General features: G+C 47.0%; 12 protein-coding genes. 9 read left to right on the top strand and 3 right to left on the bottom strand.

From position 1 onward, the window contains the following. The first annotated feature begins 6 nt into the window (after positions 1 to 6). The 9 genes from OCV70_RS00565 to OCV70_RS00525 all read left to right on the top strand — a co-directional run bounded on the left by OCV70_RS00565 (position 7) and on the right by OCV70_RS00525 (position 9,784). Complete coding sequence (locus OCV70_RS00565) at positions 7 to 225, top strand: hypothetical protein (protein ID WP_173766038.1); 219 nt, start codon at positions 7 to 9, stop codon at positions 223 to 225. 73 nt (positions 226 to 298) lie between these two features. Continuing rightward, positions 299 to 2,947, top strand: a complete 2,649-nt coding sequence (locus tag OCV70_RS00560; RefSeq protein ID WP_173766036.1) for a valine--tRNA ligase — start codon at positions 299 to 301, stop codon at positions 2,945 to 2,947. A gap of 17 nt (positions 2,948 to 2,964) precedes the next feature. Further along, positions 2,965 to 4,977 carry an LTA synthase family protein gene (locus OCV70_RS00555; RefSeq protein WP_021925734.1) on the top strand — a complete coding sequence of 671 codons (2,013 nt, stop codon included), beginning with the start codon at positions 2,965 to 2,967 and terminating at the stop codon, positions 4,975 to 4,977. Positions 4,978 to 5,296: 319 nt separating this feature from the next. Then, positions 5,297 to 6,586 carry a bifunctional folylpolyglutamate synthase/dihydrofolate synthase gene (locus tag OCV70_RS00550; protein ID WP_173766034.1) on the top strand — a complete coding sequence of 430 codons (1,290 nt, stop codon included), beginning with the start codon at positions 5,297 to 5,299 and terminating at the stop codon, positions 6,584 to 6,586. Positions 6,587 to 6,612: 26 nt separating this feature from the next. Beyond that, the gene (locus OCV70_RS00545; protein WP_021925740.1) at positions 6,613 to 6,765 is read left to right on the top strand and encodes a hypothetical protein; all 153 of its coding nucleotides are present in this window, start codon (positions 6,613 to 6,615) and stop codon (positions 6,763 to 6,765) included. A 15-nt stretch (positions 6,766 to 6,780) separates the two neighbouring features. After that, a complete protein-coding gene (locus OCV70_RS00540) occupies positions 6,781 to 8,112 on the top strand; it encodes a tetratricopeptide repeat protein (protein ID WP_117850545.1) in 1,332 nt (443 codons plus the stop codon). A gap of 176 nt (positions 8,113 to 8,288) precedes the next feature. Then, positions 8,289 to 8,633 (top strand): anti-sigma factor antagonist, encoded by a 345-nt coding sequence (locus OCV70_RS00535; RefSeq protein WP_021924500.1) that lies wholly within the window; start codon positions 8,289 to 8,291, stop codon positions 8,631 to 8,633. Continuing rightward, a complete protein-coding gene (gene spoIIAB / locus OCV70_RS00530) occupies positions 8,633 to 9,058 on the top strand; it encodes an anti-sigma F factor (RefSeq protein ID WP_021924499.1) in 426 nt (141 codons plus the stop codon). The genes OCV70_RS00535 and spoIIAB overlap by 1 nt, the downstream gene beginning before the upstream one ends. Positions 9,059 to 9,070: 12 nt before the next feature. Then, the gene (locus OCV70_RS00525; RefSeq protein WP_021924498.1) at positions 9,071 to 9,784 is read left to right on the top strand and encodes a SigF/SigG family RNA polymerase sporulation sigma factor; all 714 of its coding nucleotides are present in this window, start codon (positions 9,071 to 9,073) and stop codon (positions 9,782 to 9,784) included. 161 nt (positions 9,785 to 9,945) lie between these two features. Here OCV70_RS00525 and sstT read toward each other — a convergent pair whose 3' ends face one another. From sstT to OCV70_RS00510, 3 genes are read right to left on the bottom strand one after another with little or no spacing between them, the layout of a single operon-like run. Further along, positions 9,946 to 11,169, bottom strand: coding sequence for a serine/threonine transporter SstT (gene sstT, locus OCV70_RS00520; protein ID WP_021924497.1), 1,224 nt, complete (start codon positions 11,167 to 11,169; stop codon positions 9,946 to 9,948). Between the two features lie 48 nt (positions 11,170 to 11,217). Further along, complete coding sequence (locus OCV70_RS00515; protein ID WP_173766032.1) at positions 11,218 to 12,765, bottom strand: response regulator transcription factor; 1,548 nt, start codon at positions 12,763 to 12,765, stop codon at positions 11,218 to 11,220. Beyond that, complete coding sequence (locus tag OCV70_RS00510) at positions 12,755 to 14,512, bottom strand: cache domain-containing sensor histidine kinase (RefSeq protein ID WP_244096210.1); 1,758 nt, start codon at positions 14,510 to 14,512, stop codon at positions 12,755 to 12,757. Before OCV70_RS00510 ends, OCV70_RS00515 begins: the two co-directional genes overlap by 11 nt. Between the last annotated feature and the right edge of the window lie 296 nt (positions 14,513 to 14,808).

Below are 14,808 nucleotides of genomic sequence, written 5' to 3'. Positions count from 1 at the left end.
CCTGTGGTGGAAGACATTTCGAGATTCGCATTCGCTGAAGGTAGCTTTGGAGCCGGGAAACTGAATGAGCAGCTAAGCATTGACCGGACAGCATGTGCAGATATAGAACCGGAGGTTTACTGCAGTAGGTTTTCACGCAATTCCAGCGTTATGGGAAAGAGATATGTGAAAGAGACCGGGGATGGATATTTTTTCAGAAGAGCCATGCCGGGCAGATGCACATAATGAAGGTGGTACCGCGTTAACTTCGCCCTTCACACAGTTTGTGTGGAGGGCGTTATTTTTTAGGAGGAAAATCATGAGCAAAGAACTTGCAAAGACCTATGATCCAAAAGGAATTGAGGAACGTCTTTACCAGAAATGGATGGACAACGGATATTTTCATGCAAAAGTAAACCCTGACAAGAAACCATTTACCATTGTTATGCCGCCGCCAAATGTAACCGGTCAGCTGCATATGGGACATGCACTGGATGAGACCATGCAGGATATCCTGATTCGTTTCAAGAGAATGCAGGGCTATGAAGCACTGTGGCAGCCGGGAACCGACCATGCAGCTATCGCTACAGAGGTTAAGGTTACCGAGAAGCTGAAAAAAGAAGGCATCGACAAAGCTGAGATCGGCCGCGAGAAATTCCTGGAATATGCATGGGAGTGGAAGGAAGAGTATGGCGGAAAGATTATCAACCAGCTGAAGAAGCTTGGTGCTTCCGCAGACTGGGAGAGAGAGCGTTTTACTATGGATGAGGGCTGCTCCAAGGCTGTTCAGGAGGTTTTTATTAAATTATATGAAAAAGGCTACATCTACAAGGGCTCTCGTATTATCAACTGGTGTCCGGTATGCCAGACCTCCATTTCCGATGCAGAGGTTGAGCATGAGGATCAGGACGGATTTTTCTGGCACATCAATTACCCGGTTGTTGGAGAAGAGGGCAAATTCGTAGAGATCGCAACTACCCGTCCAGAGACACTTCTTGGAGATACTGCAGTTGCAGTAAACCCGGATGATGAGCGCTACAAAGACATCGTAGGCAAAATGCTGAAGCTTCCTCTCACAGACAGAGAGATCCCGGTAATTGCAGACGAGTATGTTGACAAGGAATTCGGAACCGGATGCGTAAAGATCACTCCGGCACACGACCCTAACGACTTTGAGGTTGGAAAGAGACACAACCTTCCGGAAATCAACATCATGAACGATGATGCTACCATCAATGAACTTGGCGGAAAATACGCAGGCATGGACCGCTACGAGGCAAGAAAAGCCATGGTAGAGGATCTGGACAAGCTTGGCCTTCTGGTTAAGGTGGTTCCTCACAATCACAGCGTTGGAACACATGACCGCTGCCATGCAACTGTAGAGCCGATGATCAAACCTCAGTGGTTTGTAAAGATGGACGAGATGGCAAAGGCTGCGATCAAGACTCTTGACGACGGCAATCTGAAGTTTGTACCGGAGCGTTTTGACAAGACTTACCTGCACTGGCTGGAGAACATCCGTGACTGGTGTATTTCCCGTCAGTTGTGGTGGGGACACAGAATCCCGGCTTACTACTGTGATGAATGCGGCGAGACTGTTGTTGCAAGAGAGATGCCGGAGAAATGTCCGAAATGCGGATGCACACATCTTCACCAGGATGAGGATACCCTGGATACCTGGTTCAGCTCTGCACTGTGGCCATTCTCCACGCTTGGCTGGCCGGACAAAACACCGGAGCTTGAGTATTTCTATCCTACGGATGTGCTGGTAACCGGATATGATATTATTTTCTTCTGGGTTATCCGTATGGTATTCTCTGCCCTTGAGCAGACCGGCAAGACTCCGTTCCATCATGTACTGATCCACGGTCTTGTAAGAGATTCCCAGGGACGTAAAATGAGCAAATCTCTTGGAAACGGTATTGATCCGCTTGAAGTAATTGACAAATACGGCGCAGATGCACTTCGTCTTACACTGATGACAGGAAATGCACCTGGAAATGATATGCGTTTCTATTGGGAGCGTGTAGAGTCCAGCCGTAACTTTGCAAATAAGATCTGGAACGCTTCCCGCTTCGTGCTTATGAACCTGGAAGGAAAGACTGTTACAGAACCGGAAATCGCTTCTCTTTGCGCTGAGGATAAGTGGATCCTTTCCAGACTGAACAATGTTATTAAAGAAGTAACTGAAAATATGGATAAATATGAACTGGGAATTGCAGTTCAGAAGGTATATGACTTCCTTTGGGATGAGCTTTGTGACTGGTATATTGAGATTGCCAAGGTTCGTCTGTGGAAAGCGGATGAGGATCCAAAAGCAGCAAACGAGGCTTTGTGGACACTTCGTACTGCACTGACACAGGGATTAAAGCTTCTTCATCCGTTTATGCCGTTTATTACAGAGGAAATTTACTGCACACTGCTTCCTGAGGAAGAGTCTATTATGATTTCTGAATGGCCGGTTTACAAGGATGAGTGGAACTCTCCGGAGGCTGAGCTTGCAATCGGAAGCTTCCAGGAAGTAGTAAAGGGTATCCGTAATACAAGAACCAGCATGAATGTACCGCAGAACAGAAAAACACATCTGATCATTGTCGGAAAAGACGCAGATATCTGTCAGATGTATGAGAACAGCAAAAAATCCTTTGTAAATCTTGCCTTTGCAAAAGAGATCCATGTTCAGCAGGATAAGACCGGCATCGGTGAGGACGCAGTTTCCGTTGTTGTTTCCAATGCAGTTGTTTATATGCCTCTTGAGGATCTTGTTGATAAGGAAAAGGAAATCGAGAGACTGACCAAGGAGCAGGAAAGACTGACTAAGGAAATTGCCCGCTGCGAGGGTATGCTGAATAACCCGAACTTTGTAAATAAGGCTCCGGCTGCAAAGGTTGATGCAGAGAAGGAGAAGCTTGCGAAGTATAAAGAGATGAAGGATAAGGTTAACACACAGCTTGAGCAGCTGAAGTGATAAAAAGGAGAATTTGGATGAAGCTGAGCAAATTTTGCAATAAGATTTCCCTGATTCTCCAGGCTCTCTGGTGCGCAGTGCTCTATTTTATCATAGAAGCACTGTGCCGCCATTCTATAGCAGATGCCTGGAATTATATGACGGGAAAACCGTTGGTGTTTGCTTATAATACGGCATTTATTTTTACTACCATGCTGATCGTGTACCTGTTTCACAGGCGTGTTTTCTGGCGGGTGGTGGTTTCTGTTTTCTGGTTGTTTCTCGGTATTGTAAACTGTATTTTGCTGTTAAACCGTGTAACTCCGTTTACGGGTCCGGATCTGCATATGCTTACAGATGGAATTGCGATCATGCAGAAGTATCTTCCGTTTTACGGAGTGGTAATCGGATGTATTATTATCGGGCTTGTGCTTTTTGCGCTTCTGATTCTTTTTATAAAGGGACCGAAGTATCAGCAGAAGATTAAGTATCGGTATGTGATTCCTATGATTGTTGTCGGTGCGGTGGCTTTTGGAGGCATAACCCAGCTGGCTCTTGAAAAAAGAGTACTGTCCAATTATTTTGGAAATATTGCCTTTGCTTATGAAGATTATGGATATCCTTATTGTCTGGCAACTACTATTTTTAATACGGGTATCAGTCAGCCAAGAGATTACTCAGAGGAAGAAATTAAGCGAATTGAGAAGACAGAGTCCAATCTTCCGGAAACCAAGGAAGATGGAAAAAGACCGAATATTCTGTTTCTTCAGCTGGAATCCTTCTTTGATCCTACATTGGTAAATTATCTGAATATTTCTGAGGATCCGATTCCCAATTTCAGGAAGCTGATGAAGGAGTATTCTTCCGGATACTATAAGGTGCCGGCTGTTGGTGCCGGTACTGCAAATACGGAATTTGAAACAATTACGGGAATGAGTCTTCATTATTTTGGCCCCGGTGAGTATCCTTATAAGAGCATACTAAAAGAGACTACCTGTGAGAGCGTTCCTTATGTTTTGAAGAATCTTGGATATTCTACTCATGCGGTACATAACAATGAAGCAAATTTCTATGGCAGACGATCTGTTTTTCCGAATCTGGGGTTTGATACCTTTACCTCGGAGGAGTACATGGAAAATGAAAATCTGCAGAATCCACTTGGCTGGGTAAAGGATAGCATTTTGACAGATGAAATCTTGAAATGTCTGGATTCCACAGAAGAACCGGATTATGTATATACAATCTCCGTGCAGGGACATGGAGATTACCCCAGTGAGCCGATTCTGGATAATCCTGCCATTACCGTGTCCGGGTCTCCTACGGAAGAGCTGGACTGCAAGTGGGAGTATTATGTAAATCAGATTCATGAGATGGATCAGTTTGTAAAGGAGCTGACAGATGCTCTGGCAGATTATCCGGAGGATGTGATTCTGGTAATGTATGGGGATCATTTGCCGACCATGGGACTTACGGTTGAGGATCTTGAGAATAAGTATCTGTTCCAGACGGAGTATGTGATCTGGGATAATATGGGACTGACCAAGAAGGATGAGAATCTGGCTTCTTACCAGATCGCGGCGGAGGTGCTGGATCGGGTTGGAATTCATGAGGGTACCATTATGAAGTATCATCAGGCGAGAAGGAATACCAAGAATTATCAGGTGGATCTGGAGACGTTGCAGTATGATGTGCTTTATGGCAAGAGATATGCTTATGGCGGAGAGAATCCGTTTGCGCGGACGAAGATGAAGATGGGGCTTTATGATGTGACCCTTGATTCGATCAGGCTTGTGTCGGATTCGGATTGGACTTATTATATTCAGGGGACGAATTTTACGCCGTCCAGTCAGATGAAGCTGAATGGGGAGTGGTATGATACGGCGTATGTGAGTCCGACGATGCTGGTGATTTCGGGAACAGAGCTGTCGGATTTTGACAGGCTGGCGGTGGTGCAGAGGAGCAACAGTTCGACTAGGAAGGCTCTTAGCAAGAGCTTTGACAGGGCGGTTTATGCACTTTATGACAGTCAGTGGAAGGTGGCTTCCCGGTAGGAGGTGCCCGGTTCCATCGTGCCTGCTCTGGGGGCGGTGCGCAGAACTCGAAAAATCTAAGACGGCAGAATTTTGCTAAAACCGAAGAAAGGAGAGGACAAACTCGCTCCGTTGGAGCTCAGACAGTGTCCTCTCCTTTTTTTACGTATAATATCCGCTATCTGGTGCGGCGGGTTTTGTCGGATAAAAAGTTACGATTAGGGGTGGACTTCTGGTGTGACTATTATATAATGGTAGAGTAATTACGGATGTGCATTGTGCACAGATGAAGTGATTTTACATAAAGAAATACAATAGATAAAAATGGTGGTTGAAGAGTATGAATTACGAGGAAGCGGTTGCTTATATTGAGGAGACTCCGAAGTTTACGACGAAGAACAGTCTGGAGCATACCAGAGAATGTCTGAGGAGACTGGGGAATCCACAGGAGAAATTTAAGGTGATACATGTTGCGGGAACCAATGGGAAGGGAAGCACCTGTGCGTTCCTGACTTCTATTCTCAGGGAGGCAGGGTATTCCTGCGGATTGTTTACCTCTCCCCATCTGGTGAAGATTAATGAACGTTTTCAGATCAATGAGGTGAATATTGAGGATGAGACATTTCTGAAGGCTTTTGAGAGAGTGAAGGCGCTGGCAGATGAGCTGGTGGCAGAGGGAAGCTACCATCCTACTTATTTTGAGATGCTGTTCCTTATGGGAATGGTGATCTTCGCTGAGGCGGGTGTGGATTATGTGACTTTGGAGACAGGACTTGGGGGAAGACTGGATGCGACTACGGCAGTGGAGAATCCGGTAGCCTGCGTGATCACTTCCATCAGTCTGGATCACATGCAGTTTTTGGGAAATACGGTAAGAGAGATTGCCGGAGAGAAGGCTGGAATTATTGTTCCAGGTGTTCCGGTAATTTATGACGGAAATGATTCAGATGCCGCAGAGATGATCGCTGCCAAGGCGAAAAAACTTGGAAGTCCGGCATATAAAGTGGTTCAGGACGGGGCGAAAGTGCTTGGAAATAACAAAGACGGCATTGATTTTTCCCTGAAGGACAGTTATTATGGGAATGCCAGCTTCCACATTCCGTTTATTGCATGGTATCAGGTGATGAATGCTTCTCTGGCACTGACTGCCATGGAAGTACTGAAAGATGAGATTCCGGTGACCATGGAGCAGCTGCAGGCAGGAATCAGGAACACCAGATGGCAGGGCAGAATGGAGACCATTTTGCCAGGTGTGATCGTGGATGGCGCACACAATGAGGATGGTGTCCGCAGGTTTGTGGAAACTGCGGAGCGTTTTCAGGAGGAGTATCCGCTGACGCTTCTGTTTTCCGCGGTAAGTGATAAGGATTATCAGGACATGATCCATACCATCTGCAGCAGAATCCGTTTCCGGAAGGTTGTAACCACAGAGGTAGGAGGATACCGAGAGGTGCCATCTGCTGATCTGGCAGAGATTTTCCGGAAGGAAGGCTGTAAAGAAGTGGGCAATTCTGATCATATTGCGGAGGCTTTTCATATGGCATGTGAGGCGAAGGGAGAGGACGGAATGCTGTTCTGTGTAGGCTCTCTTTACCTGGTGGGAGAAATTAAGGCTCTTTTGCAGAAATAAATGCGGGGAGTTTATGGAGGAATTTTATGATCGATTACGAAGAGGAACTGAAGAAATTTGAGCCATGTCTGGATGTGACAGACGCGGAAGAGGCTATTTACGACAGAGAACTGACCGATATTCTGGATATCCTTCAGGAGATGCTGAGGGAGTCCAAGAGCGGACGCAGGATGAAATAGAACAGGAGATACTGAATGAATTGTATGAATTGCGGCGCGTTCCTGGCAGATAAGGACCTGGATTACTGTCCTCATTGCGGGTGCAACGTCCTGATCCAGAAAAAGGTGGAGTATCTCTCCAAACTTTACTACAATCAGGGCTTGGAGAAGGCCAGTATCCGTGACCTTTCAGGAGCCGTTAACTGTCTGAAGCAGAGCCTTACCTTTAACAAACGGAACATACAGGCGAGAAATCTGCTGGGACTTGTTTATTTTGAAACCGGAGAGGTGGTTGCGGCACTTAGCGAGTGGGTGATCAGCAAGAATCTGCAGCCTACCCGAAATATTGCAAACGAATATATCAATCGTCTTCAGGCGAACTCCAACAAGCTGGACGCCATCAACGAGACCATTCGGAAATACAACAATGCCCTGGCTCTTTGCCGGGACGGACATGAGGACATGGCAGCCATCCAGCTGCGGAAGATCCTTACCCAGAATTCCAAGCTGATCAAGGGATATCATCTGCTGGCCCTTATTTACATGAAGAACCATGACTGGGGCAAAGCAAGAAGGATCCTGAGAAAGGCGGCGCGCATTGACAAGACCAATACCACCACCTTACGCTTCTTGCGGGAAGTGGATGAGCGCACTGGGGTAACCACCAGACTGGATCAGCAGAAGAAGGGCTTGTTTGGAAAGAAAGCCAAAGAATCCTATGGGGATGAGGTGGCAAGAAACGCGGCAGTGCAGTCTGCTGCCTATAAAGAGAATTCCAGGATTTCCCTGTTTGTGACCCTGATGGTAGGTGTTGCGGCGGGAGCAGCGGCGTTCTGGCTTCTGGCAGTGCCTGCCATCAAGCAGGGGATTTACCGGGAGGCTAACCAGCAGATCGTGCAGTACAGCGAATCCCTGGCAAGCCAGGGAGCAGAGCTTACCAGAGTCCAGGGACAGGCCAAGGAATCCGGGGATGTAGCCGAGGAGGTTACCCTGCAGCTTGACAGCGAGCAGAAGAAGAGTACCAGCTATCAGGCGCTTCTCAATGCCTATGTGGCCTACAAGCAGAATGAGTATGACGCAGCAGCGCTGGAGATCCAGAAGGTCTATGAGGATCAGATCGGTGATGATGTAAAGGGAATTTATAATACTATCTGTTCGGAGACCGGAGTGTCCGGAATCAAGAGTGACGGCACTTCTGACGGAAGTACGGATAGTTCAGATTCCGGCGATGGAAGCAGTGACGGAACGGATTATCAGACGGATGAATCAGGTTATGATGAGTCCGGTGACAGCGGTTACGATAATTCCGACTACAGCGAAGAAGACGGATATTACGATGAGGACGGCGATTTTCATTATTATGAATGATGAGAATTGCGGGAGCTGCTTTGCAGCGGAGCAATTCGTGGATATCTTGATCGGAAATACAGTTAAGAGGAACCTCTGGATTGGGGATGTACAGTTTTTGTACATCCCTTTTTTCGTCTTAGAGTGTGCATAAAAAATCAATTTATGGAAAGAATAAAATAAGGGGGTTTTTACGCATGAAACCTGTTTTTGAAACCACGGGAACCTGTCTGAATATTAAGCTGCCACAGGAACTGGATCATCCGGCATCGGAACTGATTCGCAGAGAGTCCGACCGCATTATGGGAAAAATCTACATCCGGACCATCTGCTTTGACTTTGGGGATACCGAGTTTATGGACAGCTCCGGGGTGGGGCTGATTATGGGCCGGTACCGGGCTCTTGGCATGCGCTCCGGGTGCATGAAGGCCTGCCATGTAAGCGGGTATATTGAGAAGCTTTTGAGACTGTCAGGAGTGAGCAGATTTCTGGAAGTGGAAAAAACAGAGCCGGAAACACAGATGGAAGGGAGGAGCGTATAATGGAAAATTCAAACGAGGCGACCATTATTTTTGACAGCAGGCCGGAGAATGAGGGGCTGGCAAGGGTGACGGCTGCGGCTTTCTGCACCCAGCTGAATCCCACTCTTGAGGAAGTAGCGGACTTAAAGACTGCCGTATCGGAAGCGGTTACCAACTGTATCATCCACGGATACAAAGGGGAGATACATAAGATCCGGATGAAATGCAGGCGCAAGGAGAACACCATTTATCTGGACATTGAGGATGACGGCGTGGGGATTCCGGATATTGCCAAAGCTATGGAGCCTTTGTATACCACCCGGGCAGACCAGGATCGGTCCGGCATGGGATTTACATTTATGGAGGCGTTTATGGACGAGGTGAAGGTGACTTCCCAGGTGGGGAAAGGAACCTGTGTGCATATGAGCAAAAAAATAGGAAAATGATCAGGAGGGCACATGGACCATACTCTTGCTCTCATCGGGCGTGCTCACCAGGGGGATAAAGAAGCAAGAGATACCTTGTTTGCAGAGAACATGGGACTGGTATACAGTGTAACCCGGCGTTTTCTTGGAAGAGGGGTGGAAATGGAGGATCTGTTTCAGATTGGAAGCATCGGTCTTCTGAAGGCAGTGGATAAGTTCAATCCGGAATTTGATGTGAAGTTTTCTACCTATGCAGTACCTATGATTGTCGGGGAAATCAAGCGTTTTCTTCGGGATGACGGCATTCTGAAGGTAAGCCGTTCCATAAAGGAAAACCAGTATAAAATCTATAAAGTGCGGGAGGAAATGGAGAAAAAGCTGGGAAGGGAGCCGGATATGGGGGAGCTTTCCAAAGCTATGGACATGCCGGTGGAGGAGCTTGCCATGACCATGGAGTCTGCGGCTGAGGTGGACTCCATTTATAAGACGGTGTACCAAGGGGACGGCACAGACCTGCAGCTGGTGGACCGGCTTCCGGAGAAAGAGGACAGCCACCAGAAGCTTCTGGATAAGATTTTCCTGGAAGAAATGCTGAGAAAGTTAGAGCCAGAGGAGCGCCAGCTGATCGGACTTCGGTATTTCCAGGATATGACCCAGATGGATGTGGCGAAGAAAATGGGAGTGTCCCAGGTGCAGGTGTCAAGGATGGAGAAACGGATTCTGAAGAAGCTGCGGGGATTTCAATGAAAGAAAAGATATGATGCAGTATTTGTGAGAGAAAGCCTGCCATTCATAAATCAGAGGGTGTTGGGGAAATGTATTGGTAAAAGAAATCAACAAAAAAGAGGCTGCATGGAAGCTGGCGAACTTCCATACAGACCTCAAAAATGTGCCAGATACTGTTTTACTTAGAATGTAATTTTCTTCCCTTCCAGTCTCCATTGTCTGAACTCTGCAGAAGCAGAAAGCAGCAGGTCGGAAGAAGAGTTCAGTGCGGTTTCCACAGAATCCTGAATGACTCCGATAATAAATCCAACTGCAACTACCTGCATGGAGATATCATCTGAAATTCCAAACAAGGAGCAGGCCATAGGAATCAGAAGAAGGGATCCGCCTGCCACACCAGAAGCACCGCATGCAGAAAGTGCTGCAAGAAGGCTGAGGATGATAGCAGTTGGGATGTCAACATGGATTCCAAGTGTGAAAGCAGTTGCCATTGTCATAACGGTGATGGTGATGGCAGCTCCGTCCATATTGATGGTAGCGCCAAGAGGAATGGTTACGGAGTAGGTATCACGGTCAAGTCCCATTTCCTCGCAGGCTTTCATATTTACCGGAATGTTGGCTGCGGAGCTTCTGGTGAAGAAGGCTGTGATGGCACTTTTCTTCAGGCAGTGCAGGATCAGCGGATAAGGATTCTGACGGATGCACCAGTAAACCAGAATGGGATTGGTTACAAAGTAAATGAAAAGCATGCAGCCAACCAAAAGGGCAAGAAGTTTTCCGTAGGTAGTGAAAATATCCAGTCCGTTGGTGGATACGGTGTTAAATACCAGGCCGAAGATTCCAAATGGTGCCAGGTTGATGATCCAGCTGACTACCAGGGAAGTGCCGTCTGCAATATCTGCAAGTGCTTTCTTGGTGGTGTCGCCAGCGCCGCGGAAGGCAAGTCCAAGAAGAATAGCCCAGGTAAGGATTCCTACATAGTTTGCGTTTACCAGAGAAGAGATGGGGTTGGCAACCACGTTCAGAAGAAGATTGTTCAGAACTTCCACAATTCCCTGCGGCGCTGTGGCATCAGCTGCCGCATTGGTCAGCGTCATCTGTACCGGGAAGATCATGCTGGCAAATACAGCGATCACAGCTGCCAGAACAGTACTGAACATATAAAGCGCAACCACTGTTTTGATGACGCCGCCGTGGGATTTTCCTGCGTTGCACAGTGAACTGATAACCAGGAAGAATACCAGAAGGGGTGCGATGGCCTTTAAGGCACCTACAAATACATCGCCCAGAATGGCAATGCTGGTGGCACCAGGCGCTGCCACTCCCAGGATGGCGCCCAGAATCAGACCTACCAGGATTCGCTTCACAAGAGCAATCCCAGTCCATTTTGTCCATAGATTTTTCATTTGTTTCTCCTCTACTTTCCCTCTTTAATATGTTAAAAGATTAATGAATTAATTATAAGGGATATGAGAAGATTGTGCAACAAAAAACTTCGCTTTATATTCAGAAGGGCTGATTCCCTCATATTTGCGGAAGATAGAGGAAAAATAGGTGGCGTCTTTGTAGCCTACTGCCTCCGCAATCTCGTAAGTGAGCAGGTTTGTATTCTGGAGAAGCTCCTTTGCCTTGCTGATCCGTTCCTTATTGATGTACTCAGTAAGAGAACCGGAGGTGGCTTTCTTGAAGGTACGGCTCAAATGAGAAGGGGAAATGTGCAGCTCCTGGGCAATAACGTCCAGGGAAAGATTTCCAGCCAGGTTCTGGGAAATATAACGGATGGTGTTTTCAATAATATAGTTGGGAACTGCGTGGGCGGACATGCTGTTCTCTCTTGTGTATTCCATAATTTCCGTCACTGTATTTTCCAGGGCAAAAATATCCCGGGATCCCAGAAGCTTTTCCAGATACAAAATGGGCACCGGATCCAGCTCCTTTTTTACCATGACACGGCAGCAGATGTAGTAGATCTGGGAGCAGATGTTCTTGGCATCCTGGGAATTGGTAAAGCTGGTTTTGAACTTGGAAAAAATGTGGCTGGAAACAGAAGCGGCCTCCTGGAAATCCCAGTTGTTCAGGCTGCTTTCAATCTGGTACAGATCCAGGGAGTTTTCCACAGAAAGCTCTGCAGGCTCTTCCGGGCCAGCAGTGTGGAAAACAGAAATATTCTGTTCGCTGTAAAAGTTATGGGTAAGAGCCTGGATCGCCTCGGAAACAGCAGTCTGGAAAGCCTCCGGAGACTGATGAAGGGCGCTGATCCCCGTAAGGATCTCAGAAGAGCTGAAAGCCTTTACAATACCGGAAATCTCCCGGCAGTTTTCCAGAATATATTCCGGAACAGAAGCAGAGGGCTGATTCTGGAAATACACGTTAAGGATTAGGTTATTGTAGCGGTAGCAGTAGGTGTTCTTTTTCTCTTCGATGACGATCTTTTTCAGGGCAGACAGATCCGGCTCATCGGAGGATGGCTTGAAGGCTGCCACATAATAGCAGTCCATGTGAAGCCCAAGGGAGAGAAGCTGTTCCTTTAATTCCTCTGTGCAGGGATGGTCGGTGAGCTCCTGCATCAGCTGATCCTTCAGGAAAAAGACTCCTTCCTTTGCAATGTTCTCCTGCTGTTGGGAGACGATCAGCTGTTTCTGGGCTTCCTGCACTGCGGCGAACAGTTCCTTTTTGTTGGTGGGCTTTAAGATGAAAGAGGTTACGTGATACTTAATGGCAGTCTGGGCATACTCAAAATCCGCATAGCCGGTGAGGATGATCACCTTTGTCCGGGGATAGTTTTCGTGGACAAAGCGCGCCACCTCAAGGCCGTCTGCTGCAGGCATTTTGATGTCCGTGATCACAATGTCCACAGGCTGGCTTTTCAGAAATTCCATGGCTTCCACGCCGTCAGAAGCGCTTCCCACAACCTGACAGTCAATGGACGCCCAGTTCATGTAATTGGAAATACCTTTTCGCATAGTGACTTCATCGTCAACTACAAGAAGCTTAAATATCATGGGTAAACTCCTTTCTTGGAATGTGGAAGGAAACGGTGGTGCATTTGTTTGGAATGCTTGTGATCCGGATGCCCGAATCCGGTCCGTAAAGCAGTTTCAGCCGCTTGTCCAGGTTTTTCATGCCGATGTGGGTGTGGCTGTCCTTCTCGGAGGAGGCAATGGACTGAATGTCCGGGATCACCTCAAAACCGATTCCATCGTCTATAATACAGATTTCCAGTTGGTTGTCGTCTCCCTCTATGATCTGGATGATCAGATGGCCTTTTCCCTTCTTGGGCTCCAGGCCGTGGACAATGGCGTTTTCCGCAAGGGGCTGGATGGAAAGGCAGGGAATTTCACAGGAAAGTACCTGTTCCGGAATCTGGATGTCACAGGAAATTTTGTCCTCGAAGCGCATCTGCTGAAGATACACGTAAAGCCGTACATATTCCATTTCTCTGGAAATGCTGGTGAAATTGTGGTTCCGGGAAAGGGTGTTCATTTTCAGCAGGCTTCCCAGGGAAATCACCATCTCGTAAATTTCCTCATTGTCGATCATCTGGGCCTTCCAGGCAATGGTGTTCAGCACATTGAAAAGGAAATGGGGGTCCATCTGGGACTGCAGTGCCCGAATCTCGGCGTTCTTGATCAGCAGCTTTTGTTGGTAAATATCCTGGTAATAGGTGTCAAGCTGAAGCAGCATCTGGTTAAAGGACTGTGCCCACACACGGAATTCCTGGTAAAAGCCTTCCGGTGGAAGAGCGCTTCGGTTTCCCTTTGAAATCTCATTGATGTGAAAGATCATGGTGTCAATGGGGCGGGTGACGGCCCGGGAAATAATAAAGGCTGCCATCAGGGAAAGAAGTGCCACAGCCAGAGTCACCAGAAGATAAGACTTCAGGGTGCTGTTCAGGTTTTCCAAAAGCAGGTCCTTGGGGGCGGCCACTGCAGAGGTAAGTCCAAGCCGTTCCAGGGACTGGGATGCCATGAAATAATCACGGCCTCCAAAGCTTTGCTCCTTAAACAAAACGGAATTTTTCTGTGCAGTCAGACTGGAATAGAGATCCAGAAGCTGATCCTTTGAAAAATCAGAGTCCGAACTAAGGGAAAATTCTTTGTTAAACAGCATAATAAACCAGGACGGATCAATGGTTTTGGAGCAGTATTCGATCCATTTCTGTGCATTGATGTTGATGACGATCATGCCGATCCGGTTCCCGGAATTGCTGCTGTACAGGTTGCGGGCAAAATACATATTCTGGTCGTGAAGCGGTGACGTATAGCACATCAGGTGCGGGTTGGCGGAATCAATAGTGCTTTGCAGAAACTCGGAGGTGTCGTCCACATTTTCCAGGATTCCGGAAGTATAAGCGTGGTAGACCGTGGAACGGCTGTTGTAAATATAGATGGAGTCTGTAAAGTTCTTTTCGGAGAGGGCGGAGCTGTTGTAGATGTAGGACATCTGCCGCTCTACGGAAAAAGGATAATTGATTCCGGTTCCCGGATTTTCCAGCGCGTTCTGAATCACCTCATTGGACATAAAAAGGGGGATGATGGAATCGATTGTCTGCACCTGATCCTGTATGGTATCATTGACCTGGTTTAGCTCCCGCACAATGGAGTCACGGGAGGTTTTTCTTAATATAGAAGATGTTTTGATATAATAAAATCCCACAGACAATACCAGAACCAGCCCTACAATGATCATGATGGTGACGGTAATAAAAAATCTGAGAGAGGGATATTTCTTAGGAGCACGCTTGGCCAAAACTGGAAGACCTCCTTATATAATATGATGTTAGGGGCAAAAGGTCTTTTGCCCCTAACTTGATATCCACGAATTACTCCGCTGCAAAGCAGCTCCCGCAATTCTCGATCATAATATATTATTATCCCACATTTAAAAAAGTACATCAATTAAATTTGCAGGAATGTCATGTATTTTAAAGAAGAGGACAAAATTTTTAAACAGTAGAATGAATGGGCATGATATGTGAAAATTTTGTGAAAAATATGCAGGAATTTCCAAGGAACAGCACAAGGTCTTTTATTAAAAAATGCGTC

The sequence above is a fragment of the Blautia acetigignens genome (assembly GCF_025566865.1).
In the GTDB taxonomy this organism is placed as follows: Bacteria; Bacillota; Clostridia; order Lachnospirales; family Lachnospiraceae; genus Blautia_A; species Blautia_A acetigignens.
The sequence above is the reverse complement of the archived record's forward strand: the minus strand, read 5'-3'. Positions and strand labels throughout refer to the sequence as shown.